The organism is Corynebacterium pelargi, assembly GCF_014635485.1.
GTDB lineage: Bacteria > Actinomycetota > Actinomycetes > Mycobacteriales > Mycobacteriaceae > Corynebacterium > Corynebacterium pelargi.
The window spans coordinates 775431-798773 of record NZ_BMCX01000001.1; the positions used below are offsets into that span (position 1 = coordinate 775431).

Sequence of the window (23343 nt, forward strand, 5' to 3'; positions counted from 1 at the left end):
TCCTTAGAAGTCAGGATTTGGCAGAGCGCACACGGTGGCGGTGTTTGGGGCGATCTCGGTAAAGCCGGCATCCACCACGGTGATGGCATCGGGGCGAGAGCACACGGCCTGAAATTGCTCATGCGATACCTCGCACACGCTCAGGCCGAAATCCTGCGCCGCCCAATCTTGAGCCCATTCGAGGGACTGGTGGCCGGCTAGGAGCATGGATGCATGCCCCACTTGGGCCGCTGTTTTCCCAGCGCTCATGCCTAAGGAGGCATCCACATATAACACCGGCTGCCCAGGTTGAGGCGCAGGTTCTTCGCTATAGGGAAGATCGGTGCCGGCGATCTGCAATTTGCCGATCAATGCCGGGACTTCGCTCACAGCACTGGGAATGAAGGCGCGAGCGGTGTTGTCGATGCTAAGCCCGGCAAGGTCTTGGACGTTGCGCCAGCCGGCGTTACGAGCGCGTCTGGTGACCTTACGAATCCGGTGCCGATACCAGGTGTCCAAGGCGCGGGCGAAGTAGCCCTGCTCCGGATCCTCGAAATCTGCCCCGGCACGAGGATCGAGGCATACAGCCACCACGGCCCTGGCTGCGGCCTGCAGCGCCATATACCTCAGCGGCGGGTCTTGCTTGGGCAGGTGCAGCACGATCTGCATCGCCTGCACGGTGGAAGGATCTGCTTGATCCTCCGGGTCGCGCTCCCAGGATCTGCCATCGACTGCTTGGGCGAGTCGTTGGTGGGCGCGGGCAAGTGCCTCCTGATTAGCCATCAAGGGGCTTTCTGCGTGGCTCGCCTTCCAGCTCTGCTTGCACTGCGTCGATTTCGGAGCGCGGGATGCCGAGCATGTGCACCACTTCATCCAAAAATGGCGAGTTCACGGAGGTGTCTGCCACGCTGCGAAGCGCTGGTTTGGCGTTGAAGGCAATACCCAGGCCGGCGGCGGAGATCATGTCGATATCGTTGGCGCCGTCGCCAACCGCTACGGTTTGAGACATCTCCAGGCCAGAGTCTGCGGCGAATTCGCGCAGGAATTCTTCCTTGGCGGCTCGATCCACGACCTTGCCGATGACGTTGCCGGTGAGTTTGCCGTCTTTGATCTCCAAGGTGTTGGCGCGAACATAATCCAGGTTGAGTTCTTCTGATAGCCCCTCAAGCACCTGAATAAAGCCACCGGATACCACGGCGGTGGTGTAGCCGACTTGCTGGAGGGTGCGGATGGTGGTGCGGGCACCGGGGGTGAGCACGATATCGCGGGCGACTTCATCGATCACCGAGGCATCTAAGCCGGCGAGGGCTTTGACGCGCTCGCGCAGGGATTCTTCGAAGTCGAGCTCACCGCGCATCGCGCGTTCGGTTACTTCCGCTACCTCTGCCTCGCGGCCGGCGTGGGCTGCGAGCATCTCGATGACTTCTCCGGTGATCAGCGTGGAGTCGCAGTCGAAGCAGATCAGGCGCTTGGAGCGGCGCTGGAGGCCATTGCGCTCGATGGCGATGTCTACTCCGAGCTCTTGGGTCAGGGCCGCAAGCGCTTTGCGCAAGGGGATGCCTCCGCCTGGTTTGGGGTTTGGCACCGTGAGCTTCATTTCTAAGCCGGTGACGGGATAATCGGCAATGCCGCGGATGGTGTCGATATTGGCGCCGTAGTCGGCCAGGGTTTGGCCGATCCTGGAGATGGCTGCTGCTGGTACTGGGTTGCCCAGGACCACCATGACGTGTGTTGAGCGCGGGCGTGAGAATTCGGGCTCATCGGGGATTTCGAGGGTCACCTTCAGGTGCGCGGTGTTGAGGGAATCTCGTAGCCCGGTGAGGATGACGTCGCGCTCCTCGGCCTTGATGCCGACGAAGGCGGCGAGGTTTAAGTAGCCGCGGAATTGGGATTGTTCAACGTCGAGCACTTGGACGTCTTGGGCGGCGAGTACGCGGAAGAATGAGGCGCTTAGTCCGGGACGGTCGACACCGGAGACGGTGATGACGGCTGGTGAAAAGCCGGGGGTCAGTCCTACGGTTGGCACTGCTGAGGGTTCTGTTTGCACGCGTTGCATTGTCTCATGTGCGAGTGCTCGATGCCCTCATTTGTGGGGTGTTCGGGTGTGGGGTGCTCAGGATATGCAGAAAGCCGCGGCCGTCTGTGACGACCGCGGCTTCAAGCCAGGATGTGTGTTCCTACGTAGGCATTAGGCCTTTACGCGGGACTTGTTTTCTTCCAGCGGGTGCTGCTTGTGCTTGTCGTGGCCAACGTGGGCCTCTGCACGCATGCGCTCCACCATGTGCGGGTAGTGCAGCTCGAACGCGGGGCGCTCGGAGCGGATACGAGGCATGGAGGTGAAGTTGTGGCGAGGAGGCGGGCAGGAGGTTGCCCACTCCAGGGAGTTGCCGTAGCCCCAGGGATCGTCCACGGTGACGATCTCGCCGTAGCGCCAGGACTTGACCACGTTCCAGATGAAGGGCAGTACCGACATGCCGAGCAGGAAGGAGAAGACGGTGGACACCTGGTTGTAGATGGTGAATCCGTCGGACTCCAGGTAGTCGGCGTAGCGGCGGGACATACCCATGTTGCCCACCCAGTGCTGGACCAGGAAGGTGCCGTGGAAGCCAACGAAGGTCAGCCAGAAGTGCAGCTTGCCCAGGGTCTCGTCGAGCATGCGACCGGTCATCTTCGGGAACCAGAAGTACACGCCTGCGCAGGAGGAGAACACCAAGGTACCGAAGAGGGTGTAGTGGAAGTGGGCGATCAGGAAGTAGGACTCAGCCAACTGGAAGTCCAGCGGCGGGGAGGCCAACATAATACCGGTCAGACCACCGAAGAGGAAGGTGACCAGGAAGCCCATGCTCCACAGCATTGGGGTCTCCCAGGAGATGTGACCGCGCCACAGGGTGCCGAGCCAGTTGAAGAACTTCACACCGGTAGGAACCGAGATGAGGAAGGTCATGAAGGAGAAGAACGGCAGCAGGATGGCGCCGGTAACGAACATGTGGTGTGCCCACACTGCCATGGAAAGGGTACCGATGGACAGGGTTGCGAATACCAGGCCGATGTAGCCGAACATTGGCTTACGGGCGAATACCGGGAGAATCTCGGAGACGATGCCGAAGAATGGCAGCGCCAGGACGTACACCTCGGGGTGGCCGAAGAACCAGAACAGGTGCTGCCACAGGATTGCGCCACCGTTGCCGGAGTCGTAGATGTGGCCGCCGAGCTTGCGGTCGTAGAGCACGCCGAGTGCTGCGGAGGTCAGCAGCGGGAAGATCATCAGCACGATCACGGAAGCAACGAAGATGTTCCAGCAGAAGATCGGCATACGGAACATGGTCATACCCGGTGCGCGGAGGCAGATCAGGGTGGTGATCATGTTGATGGCGGAGGCAATGGTGCCCACACCGGTGGCGCCAACGCCGACGATCCAGAAGTCGCTACCAACGCCGGGCGAGTGCACGTGGTCTGCCAGCGGCAGGTACATGGTCCAGCCGAAGTCTGCGGCACCACCTGGGGTGAGGAAGCCTGCGAGCATGCAGACGATACCGATCTGGGTGATCCAGAAACCGAAGGCGTTCAGACGGGGGAAGGCCACGTCGGGAGCGCCGATCTGCAGCGGCAGCACGTAGTTAGCAAAGCCCCACACGATCGGAGTACCGAAGGCGAGCAGCATGATCGTGCCGTGCATGGTGAACAGTTGGTTGAACTGTTCGTTGGACAAGAATTGCAGACCCGGCGAGAAGAGCTCAGCGCGGATCAAAAGTGCCATTAGGCCACCAACGAAGAACCACACGAAGGACATGATGATGTACATGATGCCCAGGAGCTTGTGGTCAGTGGTGGTCAGCATCTTCCAAGCCAGCGAACCCTTGCGGGCCCCGCCGGTTGGTGCGGGCCTGGTTGGCTCGGAGTAATTCTCCAGCCGTGGCTCCACAGCGGTCATACGTTCCTCCTGACTTGTAGGTTGCTTCCCAGCCCGCGTGCGCGTGCAGAAAAGCCACCGAAATTACACTGCTCTATCTTAAGAGAGCGTAAGTCTTCTTCCAACCAAGTCTGGTTGGGGTCACTTTCGACCTTAATGGGGCGTGAATAGAAATGTAAGCGCGTGAGCTGCCATTTTCCCGGCCTGTTCGAGCGGCGCTGGAGACTTGCCTAAAAAATCGCCCTCATTAGTGACTACCACCACAGTTTTTGATACGGCGCGCCGCCACCGGAACGCAGAAGGCAGCCTCAAACCCACCCCCGCCGGGTGTCATTCTTAAGGTTGATGCACCCCCAAGGGGGAGAAAAACCAACGCCGCCCCGAAGGGCGGCAGATGACATTGTGGGCGCTTGGCTTAGAAGTCCCAGTCCTCGTCGGTGGTGTTCTCGGCCTTGCCAATGACATAGGAGGAACCGGAACCCGAGAAGAAGTCGTGGTTCTCATCAGCGTTCGGGGAAAGGGCGGAGAGGATTGCCGGCGACACCTTCGTTTCATCAGCCGGGAAGAGGCCCTCGTAGCCGAGGTTATTCAGCGCCTTATTGGCGTTATAACGCAGGAAGCGCTTTACGTCTTCAGTCCAGCCGAGATCATCGTAGAGATCTTCGGTGTACTGCGTCTCGTTGTCGTAGAGATCATAAAGCAGGTCGAAGGTGTATTCCTTGAGCTCATCGCGACGCTCCTGGGTTTCCTTGACCAGGCCCTGCTGATACTTGTAGCCGATGTAGTAGCCGTGCACCGCCTCATCGCGAATGATCAGGCGGATAATGTCGGCGGTGTTGGTGAGCTTTGCGTGGCTCGACCAGTACATCGGAAGATAGAAGCCCGAATAGAAAAGGAAAGACTCGAGCAGCGTTGAAGCCACCTTGCGCTTGAGCGGATCATCGCCTTCGTAATAGGAAAGGATGATCTTTGCCTTCTTCTGAAGGTTTTCGTTTTCTTCAGACCAGCGGAACGCCTCGTTAATTTCCTTGGTCGAAGCAAGCGTCATAAAGATATTGGAGTAGCTTTTCGCGTGCACGCTCTCCATGAAGGCGATGTTGGTATAGACAGCCTCTTCGTGAGGCGTGAGCGCATCGGGGATCATCGAGACTGCGCCCACGGTGCCCTGGATCGTATCCAGCATGGTCAAACCGGTAAACACACGCATGGTGGTTTGTTGCTCAAGGCTGTTCAGCGTTTTCCAGCTCTTGATGTCGTTCGACACCGGCACCTTTTCAGGCAGCCAGAAGTTGCCGGTGAGACGATCCCAAACTTCTTGGTCTTTTTCATCCGGAATGGTGTTCCAGTTGATGGCCTCGACCGGTTTTGGATGTTGGTCGATATAGGACTCGTAGCTGCTCACGAACGTCTCGCCTCCGGTGATCTTTCTTTGGATTGTGGTGCGCGCTTGGCTACGCCACCATCGCATCAATTTCTGTGCAGAGCTTACCCGAGCACCATCTCGGAGACTATGACGGCAGGTACACACCCCTCCCCCACGGTCTTTCAATAGCAATTCCGACCCGCTTTTTTCGCTTTTCGACGCCCCTAAAACGTGTTCTTGCTCACATTTACGGGAACTACGCAAACAGCGTTTGAGGGGCCCAGACCCCCGATGACCCCACAGAAAAATGGCAGCAGCCTTATCATTTAGATCACTATCTCGCTATGTTTTAGCCCCCTGAACGGCAACGTTAGGTTCGGCTTCATTTAGATGCCAAATTGATTAGCTCTACTTACAGTGTGAGTCATGGAGATCAACGAGAAACTCGCAACCGCACTGAACAACCAAGTCACTGCTGAGCTTGAGGCAGCCATGATTTACCTCCAGCTTTCCTACAAGTTGGAAGAACTCGGCCTGTCCGGCATGGCTCACTGGATGCGTGCACAGCACGCCGAAGAGCTCGAGCACGCTCAGCGCTTCGCCGACCACCTCCTCGACCGCGACTACACCCCTCAGATTGGCGACATCGCTCCCCCGAAGGTAGACGTTGCCACCCCGCTTGACGCTTTCGAGGCTTCCCTTGCTCACGAGCAAAAGGTATCCGGCATGATCCGCGAACTGGCTGAGCTTTCCCAGTCCGTGAAGGACTTCGATTCCCGTCCGCTGCTGGATCGTTTCCTGGACGAGCAGATCGAAGAGGAGTCCTCTGTGAAGGACATCATCGATCGTTTGAAGCTTGCTGATACCGGCACCGGCGTTTTGGTTATCGACGCCGAACTGGGTGAGCGCTAAAAACTAGCTACTCAAACATCAAGGCCCATGGCTTTAGCCATGGGCCTTTTGTTGTGCGCTGCCGCTAGCTAAGCGCACAAACGGCGTTTAGAGCATGCAGCTCACGCAACCTTCTACCTCAGTACCCATCAGGGCTACCTGGCGCAGGCGGATGTAGTAGAGGGTCTTAATGCCCTTGCGCCATGCATAGATCTGTGCGCGGTTGATGTCACGGGTGGTCACGGAATCCTTGAAGAACAAGGTCAGCGACAAGCCCTGATCCACGTACTTGGTTGCCACAGCGTAGGTATCGATGACCTTTTCATAGCCCACCTCATAGGCATCCTGGTAGTACTCCAGGTTGGAGTTATCCATATGAGGAGCCGGGTAGTACACGCGGCCGATCTTGCCTTCCTTGCGAATCTCAATCTTGGAGGCAATGGGGTGGATCGAGGAGGTGGAGTTATTGATATAGGAGATCGAACCCGTCGGCGGCACGGCCTGAAGGTTGCGGTTATACAGTCCGTACTCGGCAACCGATGCTTTGAGCTCCTGCCAATCTTCAGCCGTTGGGGTGTGGATCGTGGAGGCGTCGAAAAGCTGCTTGACCTTCTCAGTCTTGGGCGCAAATTCGGCTGGGTCGAAGCCATCGAAGTACTCGCCGCTTGCATACTTGGAATTCTCAAAGCCCTCGAACGTCTCGCCCCGTTCGCGCGCGATCTTATTGGAGGCGCGCAAGCACTGGTACAGCACGGCCGCGAAATAGGCGTTGGTGAAGTCCAAGCCCTCCTCACTGCCGTAGAAGATGCGCTCGCGGCCAAGGTAGCCATGCAAGTTCATCTGGCCCAAGCCGATGGCGTGGGCGGCGTTATTGCCCTTGCGGATACTCGGCACCGAATCGATGGAGGTCTGCTCCGACACGGCGGTCAGGCCTCGAATGGCGGTTTCCACCGTGGCGGCGAAATCGGGGGAATCCATGGTCATGGCGATATTCAGCGAGCCAAGGTTACAAGAGATATCCTCGCCAACCTCTGCGTAGGTGAGGTCGTCGTTGAGCACCGAGGGGGTATTGACCTGCAGAATCTCGGAGCACAGGTTACTCATGTTCACACGGCCGGCAATGGGGTTGGCCTTATTGACCGTGTCTTCGAACATGATGTAGGGATAGCCCGACTCGAATTGAATCTCGGCGATGGTCTGGAAGAACTCACGCGCCTTGATCTTGGTCTTACGGATCCGCGGATCCTCCACCATCTCCTCGTAGTGCTCGCTAATCGAGATATCAGCGAAGGCCTTGCCATAGACGCGCTCGACGTCATAGGGGCTAAACAGGTACATGTCATCATTGCGCTTCGCCAGCTCAAAGGTGACATCGGGGATCACAACACCAAGCGAGAGGGTCTTAATACGAACCTTCTCATCGGCATTCTCACGCTTGGTGTCAAGGAAGCTCAAAATATCCGGGTGGTGAGCATTCAGGTACACCGCGCCGGCGCCCTGACGGGCTCCGAGCTGATTGGCATAAGAGAAGGAATCCTCGAGCAGCTTCATCACGGGGATAACGCCAGAGGATTGATTCTCAATCTTCTTAATGGGCGCGCCGGCCTCACGCAGATTGGAAAGCAGCAGGGCCACACCGCCGCCGCGCTTGGAAAGCTGCAGTGCGGAGTTAATGGAACGGCCGATGGACTCCATATTGTCTTCAATACGCAGCAAGAAGCAGGACACGGGCTCGCCGCGCTGGGCCTTGGCGGAGTTTAGGAAGGTGGGGGTCGCTGGCTGGAAGCGGCCGGTGATGATCTCATCTACCAGGTGCTTGGCCAGGTCCTCATCGCCGGCTGCCAAGGTAAGTGCCACCATGCACACGCGATCTTCAAAGCGTTCGAGGTAGCGGCGGCCATCGAAGGTTTTGAGCGTATAAGAGGTGTAGTACTTATAGGCCCCGAGGAAGGTCTTGAAGCGGAACTTGTGAGCATAGGCCTGCTTAAACAGTGCCTTAATAAATGGGAAGTCGTATTGTTCGATCACTTCCGCTTCGTAGTAATTGTTGCTCACCAGATAATCGATCTTTTCTTCCAGATCGTGGAAGAACACCGTGTTCTGGTTTACATGCTGCAGGAAGAACTGATTCGCAGCCTCGCGATCCTTATCAAATTGGATATTGCCTTCATCGTCATAGAGATTCAGCAGTGCGTTGAGTGCGTGATAATCGAGCTGCTCTTCGCGCGAGACTGGTTCAGCGACGTTCTTACCTAATGGAGCCACAGTCTTGGTGTCCTTTGAAAATGGTGGGTATGAATACTTGAAGTTCAATGGCGCGAGGAGTCCTAAGTATTCCCCGCGCTGGTGTGCATGGCTACTGCGCTTAGGCGCATTCCTTTTCCATATACAGCCCCAATTGCTCAGCGTTAGCCTTGAGGCCTTCTTGGACGATCCTCACATCTTCCTCAGTGCCCAGCAACTCATAGCGATAGACGTAGGGCACCTGGCATTTTGCGGAAATGACGTCGCCAGCTTTGCCAAAATCGCTGCCGAAATTCGAGTTGCCCCCGGCGATGACTGCCCTTAACAAGGATCGATTGTGTTCATCATTGAGGAATCGGATGACTTGGCCTGGCACCGGGCGGGTATTAGCTCCGCTTATCGACGCTCCCCCGCCGTAGGTGGGACACACCAGCACATAGGGCTCTTCGACTCGAAGGGGCGCATCGTTTTTTCTAAGCGGGATGCGCGCGGAGGGAAAGCCGAGTTTTTCTACAAAGCGCTTGGTGTTTTCCGTCGCGGAGGAAAAGTAGACGATGAGCACGGGGATCGTTCCTCTTGATAAAAAGAAAAACCGGCACTGAAACCTTGGTCGTTCCTGTACCGGAGTGTTGGGCTAGGCCCTTAGGCAACCTGGGCAGCAAGCGAGCGAATGCGCTCGGGGCGGAAGCCAGACCAGTGATCGCCGCCGGCCTCCACAACAGGAGCCTGGAGGTAACCAAGTGCCATGACGTAGTCGCGGGCTTCCTCGTCGAGGCTGATATCTACCAGCTCGTATTCAAGACCAGCGCGGTCAAGTGCCTTCTTGGTGGCGTTGCACTGCATGCAAGCGGGCTTGGTGTAAACAGTGATCGACATTGGCGTGTTCTCCTGCGGCGTGGTCATAGCCGGTGGCCCGGCATGGCTTTCGTATTGCAATCTGACGTGTATCTAGGCCGGCTCGGGGCAGGAATCCTCAGCAACGGCAATGCCCGTGCTGCCGACCCCGGCGACATGAAGAAACACTATACCTAGGGCAAACACGGCGCAACTGCACTATATGTAGTAGTTACACCGAGGGAATTCCCAGCATGGAAGCAGACACGCGCACAAGATGTAGCCCCTGAGGCGCGATTTCGGCACCCAAGTACTCACACTGATGTAAGTCACAGTGGGCTTTATGCATACTCGCCTCTACCCACCCCTACCCGCAGGAATGTGCCGAAAGAGGCGAAAATATGCGTGAAAATATTCCTGCTAAAAATTCTTCCCAAACGGGGGTCAGCGCCACCCCCACCTGACAAAAAGAAACCCATCACCATTACTGGCGATGGGTTTTCCAGGATGCAGGATCACTCCTGCGCGCTGAATGCTCGGAGGGGATTAGCCCTGGCGAGCCTTGAAGCGGGGATCCTTCTTGTTGATCACGTACACCTTGCCGCGGCGACGCACAACCTGGGCGCCCGGCTTGTTCTTCAGCGACCGAAGGGACTTACGGACCTTCATTCGGGCGCTCCTTTCTTTTCTACGAAAGTCGAAGTTTCAGACTTTACTTTGCTAATAACGACTACTCAGCAGCACTTGAGAAGCGAAACTTCCAGTGCAAAGCGTGAAGCAGCCATGACACGAGGAGTTATGTTATCGCAACGGCAATTCAAACACCAAACTACGATGGCTGCCATGAGCACTTCTCAACGCCAAGCAATTCTGAACTCACTGCACACCAAGCCCAGCATCGATCCAGCCAAAGAGGTACAAGCTCGCGTCGATTTCCTTTGCCAGTACCTGCGCGCCTCCCACACGCGCGGCTTTGTCCTGGGCATCTCCGGAGGCCAGGATTCCACCCTAGCCGGCAAGCTTGCCCAGATGGCCTGCGAGCAACTCCGCTCCGAAGGAGTAGAAGCCGAGTTTTGGGCCATGCGCCTGCCCTATGGGGTACAAGCCGACGAGGCCGATGCCCAAACCGCCCTGAGCTTTATTGCCCCCGATCACAGCGTGAGCGTCAATATCAAAGCAGCCACCGATGCCATGGACGATGCGGTGGCAGCAACGCTGGATAAAGAGGACTTAGGCGACTTCAACCGAGGCAATGTCAAAGCCCGCCAACGCATGGTGGCGCAATACGCCCTTGCCGGCGAGTTAGGGCTATTAGTGATCGGCACCGACCATGCCGCCGAAAATGTCACCGGCTTCTTTACCAAGTTTGGCGATGGCGCCGCCGATGTCCTGCCCCTGTTTGGACTATCCAAGCGCCAGGGCGCTGCTCTTCTACGCCACCTCGGCGCCCCCGCATCCACGTGGGAGAAGATCCCCACCGCGGACCTTGAAGACGACAAGCCAATGCTGCCCGATGAGGTTGCGCTCGGCGTGAGCTATTCGCAGATCGACGATTATCTCGAAGGCAAGGAAGTAGACACTTCCGCTCAGGAGCGCATCGAGCACCTCTGGCAGGTAGGCCAGCACAAGCGCCACCTCCCCGTAGGCCCGCAGGATGATTGGTGGCGCAGATAGCGGCTAGCGATCCGCTCTTCCCTTTTTGGCTAGCCACCAAGCAGTGCGATGGTGGCTTGGGCAAGCTGCTCAAGGTGGTCACCATAGGCAGGGCCATGAGTAACGGCATGCACTGCCACTGGGTGAAGCTGGTGGATGGGGATCAATGAAGCATCGAGTGCGTCGAGATCATTGTGTTCTCGGTAACCAACCCAGATTTCTTTGAGATACGGCGCACCGAATAGCTCAAGCATGGCCAGGTCGGTCAGCGGGTGCCCGCCATGAGCAGCCGGGTCGATGAACTTTGGCCCTTGAGCGCCAAATAGGAGGTTGCCCGCCCAGAGATCACCGTGGATGCGCGCCGGTTGTTGCGGAGCAAGCTCGGGGCTTTGCTGAATCAGTGCGCAGGCGCGTTCAATGCGTGCGGTGGATCGAAGATTGCCGCGATCTTTCGCCGCCTTTACAAAAGGCAGCACGCGCTGCTCGATATAAAAGCTGTTCCAGTCCGAGGTGGGGATACAAGACTGCTGCTGGGTTCCGATGTAGTTTGGCCCATCCCAACCCGGCGGCGGGCAGCCATAGGCATCAGCGCCCGCGGCATGGATGCGCGCCAATTCGACGCCTGCCTGGCGTGCAGCCTGGGGATCCGCAGACACGATCTGCACGCCTTCGGTGCAGATGCGCGTTGCATCTGCATGCTCGACCCGCACCACCGCCTTGCTGGCTTCTCCTAGCCAACGCAGGCCTGCAGCCTCTGCCAGGGCTGATTGGGGTTCGGCTGGCTGCTTTTCAAATACAGACAAATGTCGCGGCCTTTAGTAGCGTTCTGGTTCTTCGCCGAGATCAAATGCGCGCCCCGAAAGGGAGTCGATATTAATGCGCACATAGTTGTACTTCAGCGTCGGCACCCAGGGTTTGAGGTCGAGGGTGTCGGCGTGGCGAATCTCCGCGAAGGTTTCAACCACAGCGGCCGTTCCCTTTACCACCACAGACCAGGCGTGTTCTTCGCCTTCGAGGTGGTCGATTTCGAAGAGCACATCGTGGTTGAGGTTTACGCTAAAAAGCTTGGAGCCTTCTGCGGAACGGAAGTACAGGCAGGGAGCTTCGTCTGATTCATCGAGCACGAAGTTCACCGGGAAGATATCCATATCGTCTTTGCGTCGCACGACCAGACGCCCCAGCTTTTCACCGCGCAGCTTTTCTAAGCAGGCCTGTTCGTCGAGGACTTTGATTGCGTCGTTACTCATGCGTCCATTCTCCCCTTGGAACGCCGAAGCGGGCAGCATGCACACCTAAATATGGGGGTGGTATCGAGCACATGACAATGTCCGAACACGGCAAAAGCCCCACACGTGAGCCGGGCTGAGGTGTGGGGCTCATTCATGCTTAGCGCACGGAACCGGATTCGCGCCCCTTCGGCAGGATGTCTTCGTAGTACGTGCCCTTGAGTACACGTCGAAGCAGTTTGCCGCCGGGCAGTTTGCCATCGTTCATGGCCGAAGCGGAGTGCAGCATCGAGCGGATGTCGTATTGGGTGGGCCAAATCGGCTGGATATCGCGTTCAATGCCCAAAAGCCCATACACCGCCATTTGACCAGTGCGTGCCGAGCCTTCGGTGGTGAAGACGCAATCGTCCGGAGTTTCTACAAATTGCCCCGTAAAGCCGAGGTTCTTGGAACCTTGAGGCACAGGCCATGGGCGATCGCCTTCGCCGCGTGGCATGAATTCTGCGGTGATCCAAGGCATCGTGGCCAAGCGAACTTTGGTCATGGCGATGGTCTTTTCTACGTCCTCCACGCCGAAGTGGTGGCAGAATTCGCGCAAGACCTCTTCGCCTGTGCACTCGAGCATGGGCTTGGCCGTCACGGTGCCCTTGTTCCACCAGTGCAGGCCATAGGCCCAGGCCACACAAAGCCCATCTTCTTGGCCGATGAATTGCGGCTGGCGGTGCACCGTCAAAGAGCACAACCAGGGGGAATCATCGGCGGTGATGATGCCTGCCGTGACGGTTTTGCCGCTGAACAAGTCATTGCGAGAAAGCTCGCGCAACTTGGCATTGAAGGGATTGTCGTACCCGCCATAGAAGTTGAAGCTCACCGATTGCCACACGGTCTTTTCTGGATCACTACAAAAGACCTCAGGCCGGCCGCAGTTGGGGGCTTTGGCTGCGATGTTCTTCCACAAATCCCAAGCAGGACCCGGCTCCTTTTTAAAGGGTGCGGGTGTGAGGTTATCGCCGTAGCCGGTGGATTCCGTGAGCGAGCCATTGGTCACGATCACGATGTCTTGGGCGCGGACGTCGATAAGCTTTTCTTTGCCCTCGTGGGTACAACGGATTCCGGTGACTTCGAAGGCATTGCCGGCGACCTCGATATCGAGGTCTTGGACCACCGTGTCGTATTGGAAACGCACGCCTTGAGCCTTGAGGTAGTTCACCAGCGGCTCGATGAAGCTCGTGTACTGGTTGTATCGAGAAAAGCGCAGGCAGGAAAAATCGGGGAAGCCAGGCAGGTACTGCAAGAAGCGGTGCATGTAGCGCTTCATTTCCGTCAGCGATTGATAGTCCTGGAAGGCGAACATCGATCGCCACAGGGTGTAGAAGTTTGATTCGAAGAAGTCTTGATCGAACCAATCCTCGATGGTCTTGTAGTAGGTCTTTTCCTCTTTGACGGCAAGCAGCTTGATCATCTTCAACTGCGAGCGCTTGGATAGCCCCATCTCGGGCACGCGCAGGCGGTTGCGCGCTTGATCGTTGATCAAACGGCAATTGGAGATATTTGGATCCGTCTCGTTATACATACGGAATTCATCCAAGACGGTGTGCGGGGCTGGCAGATCAACCGCGGGGACGTCTTTCATGATGTCCCAGAAGCATTCGAAGTGCTGCCCCATCTCGCGGCCGCCGCGGGCAATGAAGCCGTCTTCGTTGTTGCCGGCACCGTCGAAGGAACCGCCAGGTACGGCCATTTGCTCGAGCACGGTGATGTTTTCTCCCGGCATGTGGCCATCGCGAAGTAGATAGCCAGCGGCGATGAGGTTGCCAATACCTCCGCCAACAAAATAGGCCTTGCGTTGCTCAATATTCTTTGGAGCTTCGGGGCGGATTTCTAGGTAGCGTCCCAGGTCGTTTTGGACGAATCGATTACCAAATTGATCCGTGGGGAAGCTCTTTTGATAGGTCTGCATGATGGCTGAAACCTCGTTTCAATCGTGGTGTTGGCCTGGATACGCCAGGCCGGTGTTGCTTAGTGCGCGGACTCAGGCTGTGTCTGCGCCTTGCAAGGTGGCACCGGAGGTTGTGTGGCGGCGGGCTACCTTGGCTGGGGAAACCACCCCCGCCCGCGGGTGGAGAACGACAACACCACTAGGGGCTGTGACTGTGCGGCATGGGTTTGTTCTGGCTGTTCCAACGGCATTTTGCCGCTGATGTATCACCAAACATTGTGACGAACGCCCCACTTTCGAAGGTAAGCGCAACGTGACAGGGCATCACTGCGATATCTACAGTGATTTATTAACAATCACCAGCTTAACACTTTTCTGCATTGTGTAAGAATAGGTTTGTTTGGTGAACTATCTGCAGGTCAAAACTTTGAGGAGCAGGATGACTCATCGCTACACACTCGAAACCCGAGTGGATCGAAGCGTGCCCCAGCGCGAAGTGTTTCGCCAGCTTCGCTTCTTTTTAAAGAAGATGCGCGAACGCAACATGATTGCTTCAGGGGGGGGGCAAGAGCTCGCTAAGGATCTAAAAAATATCCGACGTTGGGGTGGGCTCGAAGCCACCATCATGGCTCGAGGTGCACGCCAAGTACCCGATAAAGTAGCCCTTGTCGACGACGACGGGGAACTAACCTATTTCGAATTTTTCCAACAGGCTGATCGCCTCGCCCGAGCACTGCATGCGCGCGGGCTTCACTCAGGCGCCAATGTTGCCGTCATGGCACTCAACGGCCGCGCCGCCATTTTGCCGCTGACCGCCCGTTCGATGGCCGGTTACAACATCTTCATGATCAACGGCAACGCTTCTGCCGCCCAGATCGAAGAGTATCTCGACTTCCACAACGTTCAGGCACTGATCGTGGACGAGGAATTCCTCCCCCGCATCACCGAGCGTGCACGCCAACGCGAAGTCATTCTTGGCCACCTCGAAGCCGAACCGGTAGAAGCCGGCGAACACGCAGGCCGCGCCTTCGAATCTCTCGATCACGTCATTTACACCGCCAACGTGCATCACCCGCTTCCGAAGAAGCCGGAAAAGAGCATGCACGTGGTGATGACTTCCGGCACCACCGGCATGCCCAAGGGCGTGGTGCGCCGACAATTGAACTCACCGCAAGGTTTCGCATCGGTAGCCGCCGCCATTCCGCTTGAGCGCAATATGAATGTGCTACTCACCGCCGTGCTCTTCCACGCCTATGGCTGGGCCTATATGGGCTTTTCCTTCCTGGCTCAATCCCGCGTGGTTACCCGCCGCCACTTCAGCGCCGAGCAAGTACTGGCCGATTTCCGCGACTACGACATCACCACGTGGATTTCCGCTGCTACCCGTATCCGCACCGTCATTAGCTACATGGACGAAAACGGCATTGAAAAGCACGAGGGCTTGAAGGTGATCACCAACTCCGGCAGCCCGCTGTTGCCGGTGGAGATTCAGCGCGCCAATGAAAAATTTGGCCCGGTGCTGTGCTCGATGTACGGATCTTCTGAAACCTCAGCCGTGGCCGTTGCAGGCGCACAAGACCTGGTGGACGATCCCCACCTCACCGGCCGGGTGTATCCGGGCTGCATGGTCAAGATTTTCGATGAAGACGGCAAAGAAGTACCAGAGGGCGAAGAAGGCGTCGTGGGCATTTCCTGCTTCGACCTTTTCGCGGGCTATACCGATCCCTCCATCGACGCCCCCATGGTCAATGGCATGTACTACATGGGCGATCGTGGCTACCTCAAGGGCGATCGCCTCTACGTGCTCGGCCGAGCCGATGACCTGGTGATCACCCAATTTGCCGAGAAGATCTACCCCATCGAGATCGAAGACGAGATTTTGCGCGATGAGCGCGTAGAAGACGCGTTCGTTCACGGCGTGCCCGATGAGCACACCGGTCAGGCGCTGCGCGCCTATGTGGTGGCCAATGAGGAGGTCACCCCAGATGAGATCCGCGAGCGTGTGCGCCAGCAGCTTTCCGAGGCTCACGTCCCCCGCGACATCGTCTACGTGGAGGATTTCCCTCGCGGCCCCACCGGCAAGGTGATCGCGCGAGATCTTCCCGAGCCCGATCAACACAATCAGCGCGAATCCTAACCCCGCCCCAAAAGCAGAATTGAGACTCCCATGAAGCTTCGCTACCTTAGCGCCCTCTGCGCCGTTGCTTGCTCGGCAGCATTAGCTATGCCTGCCGCAGCCCAGGGCATTAGCCCCAATAACCCCTTTGCCAGCCAGGGCCGCGAGCTGCCCCATATCAATATGGAAGCAGCCTTTGATCAGGCCACGTGGACCGATCCCTCGGTGCCGCAGACTGTTGAACCGGGCAACCTCGTCACCTTTGGCGATTCCATCATGGCCAACATGACCGCAGGCGATGCAGCCTTCTCCATGGCCACCAAGGGTGCGCGCAAAGCAAACCCCAATGCGGCAGCAACGATTTCTACCCTGGATCCGAATATCAACCTTCACGGTTGCGCCCAGGGCACCCCAAGCCTTCCTAAGAAGATCGCCGCTGATCTTGGCGTGCCGCTGAATGATTACTCCTGCCCCGGTGCCACCATGTACACCCCGAGCGCGGCCGCACTGACCATCCCGCAGCAGGTCGATGCTGCTATCGCCGATGGTGCCCTCAACCCGCAGACCCGTTATGTCACGCTTCAGGGTGGCTATAACGACGTCTACAACAACTACTTCACCCTCACCGGTGAAGGCGCCAACGACGCCGAGATCGCAGCTCGGATCAATCAGCCGACCCAGCGCGATATGTTCGCCGCTGCCATTGACGGCGCCATTGCCAAGATCAAGCAGGCCGCCCCGAACGCCAAGGTTGCACTGGTGGGCTACCACGAGATCACCGAGAACACCCCCGCCGGCTGGCAGTGCCTCTACCACATTGGTGATGGCTACGGCCGCGATAACGTCTGGGGCGCAAGCTACGCAGTGCCGATCTTCTTCGACACCCAAGGCGAGATGAACGTGCAAAAGTGGCTAGCCGAGGCAGCACAGCGCCACGGTGTGCTCTTTGCCGATGAGCGCGCTTTCTCTGCCGGGCATGGCGAATGCGCCGCTCCCGCTGATCGCTGGGTGGCTGGCATCTTGATCGACACCACCACTGGCGAGCACAACCTCGCGCTGCACCTGACCGACGAAGGCGTCGAGGCTATCGGCTCCGACGTGGCCAATAAGATCCGTTAATCCTCCATCACTTCTAAAGAAGGACTTTCATGCTGTTTTTCGATCACATCCCCGCCCCCATCGCCGCCTTCGCCGAGCAGTGGAACGCGATTACCTTCGAGTTGATGGGCCGCATTGATCAGCTTTCTGCCGGCCTGCCCGAGCAGTGGGCTCAGCTTCTGGGGATGCTGCCCCACTAATTGCCCGCCTCTCGCTGCCACCTGAAGCTTCTTCTTCAGGTGGCAGCTTTTTCATTTCACCCCCAAGTAAGGGTGTATCAAAGCAGCAGGAAAACTGTTACAGGAGTGAATAAATGTGCAGGGTGCGTTAATTGATACGGTTGTTAAAACGTTTTTTCCGAGGTTGATTACGGGTAGATAACAACCTCAAAGTAACCCTTGACATTTGCCAAACGATAGGATGATCAGGCAAACGCTCAGGCAACCCCCTTCCAGTTTTAGTTTTCTACGCTAAACTACCAGGGTGCTGCCGGGGTTTTATCCGGCAAAACTGCGCGGCACGACACGTCGCGCAACACCACAGCAATGGAAGACGCTGCACTCCCGCGCAGGATCGCTCGGGATGCCGGGGCAACCCGGCGCCACAAGGAAGATCACAAAGGAGATTCAATGTCCAGGTACACACTGAGTGCACGTGTGAAAACGAATATCGCACGCCGGCACGTGGCTCACCAGTTCTTGCACTTCTTGCAAAGGATGCGCCAACGCAAAATCATCTCCTTTGGCGGCCCTAAAGAAATTCTTGCCGACGTTCAAAACATCCGCCGCTGGGGTGGACTTGAAGCCACCATCGTCAGCCGCGCGGCACGTCAGGTTCCCGATCGCGTAGCGCTGATCGACGACGACGGCCAGCTCACCTACAAGCAACTGATCGACGAAGCCGAAAAGCTTGCCCGCGCGCTTCACCAGCGCGGTTGCCACTCCGGCGCCAACGTTGCCGTGATGGCTTTGAATGGTCGCGGAGTGATTTTGCCACTGATCGCTCGCCAGATGGCCGGCTTTAATATCTTCTTGATTAACGGCAACTCCTCTGCCGTGCAGATCGAGGAGTACCTCGACTTCCACGACATCAAGGCCATGATCGTGGACGAGGAATTCCTTGAGCGCATGACCGATGCCGCACGTCAGCGCACCGTGTTGATTGCGCACCTCGAAGATGAGCCGGTGGAAACCGGCGATGTTGATGGTCGCCCCTATGAGACCATGCAGCACGCCATGGATACAGCGGATATGAGCGTTGATCTTCCTGAAAAGCCCGCTCGCAGCCACCACGTGCTCATGACCTCCGGCACCACCGGCATGCCCAAGGCAGTGATTCGCCGCCACCTGAAATCGCCGCAGTCTTCGGCCAATATTGCCGCCGTGGTGCCTTTTGAGCGCAATATGCGGGTGCTGCTGTCTGCCGTGCTCTTCCACGCCTATGGCTGGGCATATTTGGGCATGGCCCTGATTACTCAGTCCACCATCGTCACCCACCGTCACTTCGATGCGACGAAGGTGCTCGACGATTTCAAGGAGCACGACATCACCTTGTGGGTGGCTGCGGCAACCCGTATCCGTGGTGTGGTGGCGTACATGGACGACAACAACATCGACCACTACGAAGGCCTGAAGGCCATCACGAACTCCGGCTCGATTTTGCTGCCCATCGAGATTCAGAAGACCTACGAGAAGTTCGGCCCGGTCCTGTGCTCGATGTACGGCTCCTCTGAAACCACCGCGATCTCCACCGCAGGCCCCCATGACCTGATTCGGGATCCGCACCTTTCCGGCTTCATCTACCCCGGTTGCATTGTCAAGATCTTCGACGATAACGGCAATGAGCTTCCCGACGGCCAAGAGGGCGTGGTTGCCATCTCCAGCTACGACCTTTTCGCTGGTTATACCGATCCGGCCATCGAGCCTCGCATGATCGACGGCATGTACTACATGGGCGATCGTGGTTATAAGAAGGGCAACCGCCTGTATATCCTCGGCCGCGATGACGACCTTGTGATCACCCAATTCGCCGAGAAGATCTACCCCGTGGAGATCATGGATGAGGTCATGCGCCTGGACGAGATCCGCGATTGCTTCGTGCACGGCGTCCCGGATGAGCACACCGGCCAGGCACTGCGCGCCTACGTGATTGCCAAGGATGACATCGCCCCCGACACCATTCGTGAGCATGTTCGCGCCCACCTCTCAGACGCCCACGTTCCCCGCGACGTGGTGTACGTAGAAGACTTCAAGCGCGGCCCCACAGGCAAGGTGCTTGCTCGCTTCCTCCCCGAACCTGACGAGCACAACCAGCGCGAAGAGGCCAACGCCCAGCGCTAAAAACCCACAAAGCCCTATCCCCCACGTCACGTACCAGTGGCGTGGGGGATTCGTCGATAAGCCTGGCGCATAACCAAGCATGGATGCGGGGGATCGGGTTTAGCGCAACTTCACTGTTGGCCCATCAACAGCGGCGGGACTTAAGCAGCTTTCGGGCAAGGCGGCAAAACTGCACACCGCCGGTTGGCGATACAGCGGGCCTTCGGCTCCACCATTGGCAATGATGCGGCGATACTCCTCCACCGCGGGGGTGGCGTGGCGAGTGAGCGTTGGATCGTTTTTCACGTCCACCGTCCACAAACCAAAGCGTGCGCTGTAGTCGCCCCACTCATAGTTATCCACCAAGGACCAGTGGTTATAGCCAATGATCGGCACGCCATCGGCGATGGCTCGTTGGATCCAGTAGATCGTGTCGTGGAGGAACTGCTCGCGTGGGTAGCCATCGGCGCGCGGCTGGGCATTGTCCGTGGGTTGGCCATTTTCCACGATATAGATCGGTTTGCCGGGGAATTGCTGCGCGTACTGCCGGGTGGCGTAGTAGATGCCCTCGGGCTCGGGGGTGACGGCGGCGAAATCGGCAAAGGCGGCGTGGATGGCCGAGAGGTTGGTGGCCGAAACGGAGTAGTAGTAATCGATGCCCGCGTAGTCCATGTGAGGGTTGAGGCGCTCAAAGAGCAGGGCGCGCTGCACCGGGGCGATCGTGGGCAAGAAGGCAAAGTTGGTGCCTGACAACGCATTGGGGTCCTTGGCGTGGGCCGCCTCGTAGCCAATGCGGTTGAAGTTTACGATCATGTCGAGGTACTCGGGCAATTGTGTCCGCTCGGCAAGGTGAATTTCTACATCGTGGCCGAACCACACAAAGGGCTCGTTCAGCGTGACCCACATGGTGCCGTCGCCGCCCCATCGATCGGTAATAAACGCAGCGTAGCGGGCAAAGGCGTCCTGCGCCTGCTGACTGAGGATGCCACCTTGATCCACGATCCATCCGGGGTAGACGTAGTGGATCATGGTGATCATCGGGGTCATGCCGTGTTCGCGGATCAGGCGCAGCACATCGTCGTAGTAGGCAACTTCTTCCATGTCGAAGTGCCCGGGTTCGGGTTCGATGCGCGACCATTCGATGCTCAAGCGGAAGGTATTCACGCCAAGGGACGCGGCGTTGGCGATGTCTTCTGCGTAGCGGTGGCGGAAATCGACGGCATTGCGCACACCGTCGATGTGCTTATCGCCATCTTGGCGATCCTCCGAGGCATAGCGGCTCCAGTTGGAGTCGCGGTTGGACCCCTCGATTTGGAAACCCGCCGTGGCCACGCCCCAGTGGAATGGCACTTCTTGGACGGGCTCTTCTTGGACAGGCCCGGCTGCATCGCTGTTTGGCTCAGCGGCAGCGGGTGTGAGGGCTGGTAGTTCGCCTTGGCCTAGCGCCTCTGCGAGGCCGGTGCTGCCGAGTTGTTCTGCTACCTGGCTGCTTTGCTCGGCGCTTGGAAGGAATTGTTGCACCTGCGCAGGCAGGAGCGATTCGGGAGCGGCCACTGCTGGCGCTACGGTGCCGGAACAGGCGAGACACGCGCCCGCTAGCACCCCAACTACCTTCTTTATGGGGAGGGTTGGAATCATTCCCATACCCAAGAATTTAACCGTTTAAGCAGTGGCTTTTAACGTTTTACCCCCACCTGTAACATTATTATTTTTCCAAAACCTTGTAACACTGCCGGGGCAAAGAACGATGTCGGCTCGATTTTTTCTATAACAAAGCACTGATAAAATCAGCGCTCAAACTAATGAAGGGATCCCATGAAACAGAGCATGTCCATCGCCATGGCATTCGTCGGTCTGCTCATCGGCGCAGGCTTCGCCACTGGCAAGGAAATGATGCAGTACTTTGTCTCCTTTGGCTCAACCGGCATCTGGGGCCTGGTAGTTACCGGCGTGATCATGGTGATCTTCGGCGCGGTCGTGCTGCAGATCGGTAGTTACTTCCTCGCCGATGAACACGGAGCCGTACTCAAAAACGTCGCACACCCTCGCCTTTCTTGGCTTCTCGACGCCGCAGTATCCATCACCATGGCAGCCATGGGCATGATGATGCTCGCTGGCGCCGGCTCGACATTCCAGCAGGCCTTCCACGTACCGGCCTGGCTGGGTTCCCTGCTCATGGCAGTGGTGGTGTACTTCGTCTGCTTCCTGAACCCCGACAAGGTAGCCAAGGTCATCGGCGCCGTCACCCCCTTGATGATCGTGGCCATCATCGCGGTCTTCATCTACTCCCTGCTGCACATCCCCGATGACTTCTCCCTAGCCGCAACCAACGCCGTTGCCCAGCAGGAGCCCTCCCCCGTGCAGCCCTGGTGGTGGTCGGCAGTGAATTACTCCGGCATGAGCTTGATCTGCGCGGTGGGCATGTCCCTGGTGATTGGTGGTTCCTATACCAAGCTTCGCGACGTCGCGATCGGCGGCATGCTCGGCGGCATCATCTTGACGGTGATGCTGACCTTTGAAACCTTGGTGCTCTTCCTCAACGTGGATGCAGCAGCGGGCAAGGACATCCCCATGGCAGCCATCGGCAGCGAGATTCACCCCATCGTCGGTGTATCAATTTCCGCGCTGATTCTTGTGATGATCTTTAACACCGCCCTTGGCGATGTCTACGCCTTCTCCCGGCGAGTCAATGTGCTCGCCCCTCGCCATCCCAAGATCAACCTCTTTGTGATCCTCTTTATTAGCTGGCTGATCAGCCTTGTGGGCTTCGGCTCGCTGATTCAGATCATCTTCCCCATCTTGGGTTATATCGGCATGGTCATCGGCGTGGTCTTTGTGGCATGGCGCATCCGTTGGTCCAAGCTCATCGCAGGCGAGAAAGCGCGACGCAACCGTATTCGCCAACTCACCCGCGTGCATATCCACCCCGAGATTTATGTGGATAATTCCCTAGAGCTCAACCACGAGCTCGAAGGCTCCCAGGCCGATAACGATAAGCTCCTGGCCACTGTGGCCGAAGAGGAACGACCGAACCTCGAGCTCGACGCCGAAGAGTATAAAGAGCCCGGACAGTCCTAAGCACTGCCAGGCCCCCTTGCTCCTGTGAAGCCCTTATTGGGCGTCAAACACAGGAGCAAGTTCGCCTTCAGGCACGATCTTCTTACCCGGTGCCTGGATGGAAAAGCTCTTGCCGTTGGATTCGCAACGCAACACATCAGCGCTTTCAGCGGTACATACTCCGGCGCCCGCGGTGATGCGCTGGCCTGGCTCTAAGTCCTTTTGGGCAGGCGGCACCCCTTCAAAGATGGTGTAGTAGAGGCCATTTTCACCGGCAGCGATGGCACCGGGTTTTTGACGAGGCAGCGGCGCCATCTCTACTTCCGGGGCATCCTCAGGGGCTTGGCCGGTGCAAGACACACCCTTATCGCTGATATAGCACTCCCCGCTTTCACCGCCGACGGTATAGCGGAACATGTGCGCCTGGCCTTGCACATAGGCCTCGGGATCTACATCAACGATCTCAGCCGGGGGCGCAGGCTCCTCGGCAGCCTCTTGAGGCTCTTCGCTTTCAGGCTCCTCGGCAGGTGCTTGGGAAGAAGGCTCAGTTGAAGCCTCGGAAGGTGCGGTGCTTTCCGCGGATTTCAGCACCGCTGTGCTCGAAGGCGATTCCGCCTCCTGTTCTCCCCCGCAAGCAACCAGTGCCAGGGCTGCCACCAGTGCGCTCAAACCGACTGTTCTTTTCACCATTATTCTCCTTCTTTTAGCCACATCA

Annotated in this window: 20 protein-coding genes; 7 read left to right on the plus strand and 13 right to left on the minus strand. The window is 57.7% G+C overall.

From position 1 onward, the window contains the following. Nucleotides 1-3: 3 nt before the first annotated feature. The 4 genes from IEU99_RS03505 to nrdF all read right to left on the minus strand — a co-directional run bounded on the left by IEU99_RS03505 (nt 4) and on the right by nrdF (nt 5291). A complete protein-coding gene (locus IEU99_RS03505) occupies nt 4-762 on the minus strand; it encodes a peptidyl-tRNA hydrolase (RefSeq protein ID WP_128889313.1) in 759 nt (252 codons plus the stop codon). Beyond that, the gene (gene serB, locus IEU99_RS03510) at nt 755-2035 is read right to left on the minus strand and encodes a phosphoserine phosphatase SerB (protein WP_128889312.1); all 1281 of its coding nucleotides are present in this window, start codon (nt 2033-2035) and stop codon (nt 755-757) included. The genes IEU99_RS03505 and serB overlap by 8 nt, the downstream gene beginning before the upstream one ends. 132 nt (nt 2036-2167) lie before the next feature. Next, nucleotides 2168-3910, minus strand: a complete 1743-nt coding sequence (gene ctaD / locus IEU99_RS03515; RefSeq protein WP_128889311.1) for an aa3-type cytochrome oxidase subunit I — start codon at nt 3908-3910, stop codon at nt 2168-2170. Nucleotides 3911-4304: 394 nt separating this feature from the next. Further along, the gene (gene nrdF, locus IEU99_RS03520; protein ID WP_128889310.1) at nt 4305-5291 is read right to left on the minus strand and encodes a class 1b ribonucleoside-diphosphate reductase subunit beta; all 987 of its coding nucleotides are present in this window, start codon (nt 5289-5291) and stop codon (nt 4305-4307) included. Between the two features lie 387 nt (nt 5292-5678). Between nrdF and IEU99_RS03525 the strand changes: the two genes are divergently transcribed. Continuing rightward, entirely contained in the window at nt 5679-6164 is a 486-nt protein-coding gene (locus tag IEU99_RS03525) for a ferritin (protein ID WP_123959622.1), read from the plus strand. A gap of 87 nt (nt 6165-6251) precedes the next feature. Here the strand turns inward: IEU99_RS03525 and nrdE are convergent, their stop codons facing one another. The 4 genes from nrdE to ykgO form a co-directional block, all read right to left on the minus strand. Then, nucleotides 6252-8408: a class 1b ribonucleoside-diphosphate reductase subunit alpha gene (gene nrdE / locus IEU99_RS03530; RefSeq protein WP_128889309.1), complete on the minus strand. Its 2157-nt coding sequence runs from the start codon at nt 8406-8408 to the stop codon at nt 6252-6254. Nucleotides 8409-8508: 100 nt separating this feature from the next. After that, entirely contained in the window at nt 8509-8949 is a 441-nt protein-coding gene (gene nrdI, locus IEU99_RS03535) for a class Ib ribonucleoside-diphosphate reductase assembly flavoprotein NrdI (protein WP_128889308.1), read from the minus strand. Between the two features lie 80 nt (nt 8950-9029). Further along, complete coding sequence (gene nrdH, locus IEU99_RS03540; RefSeq protein WP_123959620.1) at nt 9030-9263, minus strand: glutaredoxin-like protein NrdH; 234 nt, start codon at nt 9261-9263, stop codon at nt 9030-9032. 504 nt (nt 9264-9767) lie between these two features. Then, nucleotides 9768-9890, minus strand: a complete 123-nt coding sequence (gene ykgO / locus IEU99_RS03545) for a type B 50S ribosomal protein L36 (protein WP_003852698.1) — start codon at nt 9888-9890, stop codon at nt 9768-9770. A 174-nt stretch (nt 9891-10064) separates the two neighbouring features. Between ykgO and nadE the strand changes: the two genes are divergently transcribed. Next, nucleotides 10065-10895 carry an NAD(+) synthase gene (gene nadE / locus IEU99_RS03550; RefSeq protein WP_128889307.1) on the plus strand — a complete coding sequence of 277 codons (831 nt, stop codon included), beginning with the start codon at nt 10065-10067 and terminating at the stop codon, nt 10893-10895. Between the two features lie 29 nt (nt 10896-10924). On the opposite strand, the gene IEU99_RS03555 is transcribed toward nadE, so the two are convergent. From IEU99_RS03555 to IEU99_RS03565, 3 genes are all read right to left on the minus strand, one after another. Beyond that, entirely contained in the window at nt 10925-11677 is a 753-nt protein-coding gene (locus IEU99_RS03555; protein WP_128889306.1) for a fructosamine kinase family protein, read from the minus strand. A 12-nt stretch (nt 11678-11689) separates the two neighbouring features. Further along, nucleotides 11690-12121 (minus strand): pyridoxamine 5'-phosphate oxidase family protein, encoded by a 432-nt coding sequence (locus IEU99_RS03560; RefSeq protein WP_128889305.1) that lies wholly within the window; start codon nt 12119-12121, stop codon nt 11690-11692. Between the two features lie 139 nt (nt 12122-12260). Further along, entirely contained in the window at nt 12261-14060 is a 1800-nt protein-coding gene (locus tag IEU99_RS03565; RefSeq protein WP_128889304.1) for an oleate hydratase, read from the minus strand. 418 nt (nt 14061-14478) lie between these two features. On the opposite strand from IEU99_RS03565, the gene IEU99_RS03570 reads away from it, so the two are divergent. From IEU99_RS03570 to IEU99_RS03585, 4 genes are all read left to right on the plus strand, one after another. After that, the gene (locus IEU99_RS03570; protein ID WP_128889303.1) at nt 14479-16176 is read left to right on the plus strand and encodes an AMP-binding protein; all 1698 of its coding nucleotides are present in this window, start codon (nt 14479-14481) and stop codon (nt 16174-16176) included. Between the two features lie 30 nt (nt 16177-16206). Continuing rightward, complete coding sequence (locus IEU99_RS03575) at nt 16207-17274, plus strand: GDSL-type esterase/lipase family protein (RefSeq protein WP_128889302.1); 1068 nt, start codon at nt 16207-16209, stop codon at nt 17272-17274. 29 nt (nt 17275-17303) lie between these two features. After that, the gene (locus IEU99_RS03580) at nt 17304-17453 is read left to right on the plus strand and encodes a hypothetical protein (protein WP_164931135.1); all 150 of its coding nucleotides are present in this window, start codon (nt 17304-17306) and stop codon (nt 17451-17453) included. Nucleotides 17454-17882: 429 nt separating this feature from the next. Further along, complete coding sequence (locus tag IEU99_RS03585) at nt 17883-19592, plus strand: AMP-binding protein (RefSeq protein ID WP_164931134.1); 1710 nt, start codon at nt 17883-17885, stop codon at nt 19590-19592. 99 nt (nt 19593-19691) lie between these two features. On the opposite strand, the gene IEU99_RS11035 is transcribed toward IEU99_RS03585, so the two are convergent. Further along, nucleotides 19692-21215, minus strand: a complete 1524-nt coding sequence (locus IEU99_RS11035; protein WP_268234356.1) for a family 1 glycosylhydrolase — start codon at nt 21213-21215, stop codon at nt 19692-19694. Nucleotides 21216-21386: 171 nt separating this feature from the next. On the opposite strand from IEU99_RS11035, the gene IEU99_RS03595 reads away from it, so the two are divergent. Next, nucleotides 21387-22649, plus strand: coding sequence for a YkvI family membrane protein (locus IEU99_RS03595; RefSeq protein WP_128889300.1), 1263 nt, complete (start codon nt 21387-21389; stop codon nt 22647-22649). 33 nt (nt 22650-22682) lie between these two features. Here IEU99_RS03595 and IEU99_RS03600 read toward each other — a convergent pair whose 3' ends face one another. After that, on the minus strand, nt 22683-23318 hold the full coding sequence (locus IEU99_RS03600) for a hypothetical protein (RefSeq protein ID WP_128889299.1): 636 nt from the start codon (nt 23316-23318) through the stop codon (nt 22683-22685). Nucleotides 23319-23343: the final 25 nt, after the last annotated feature.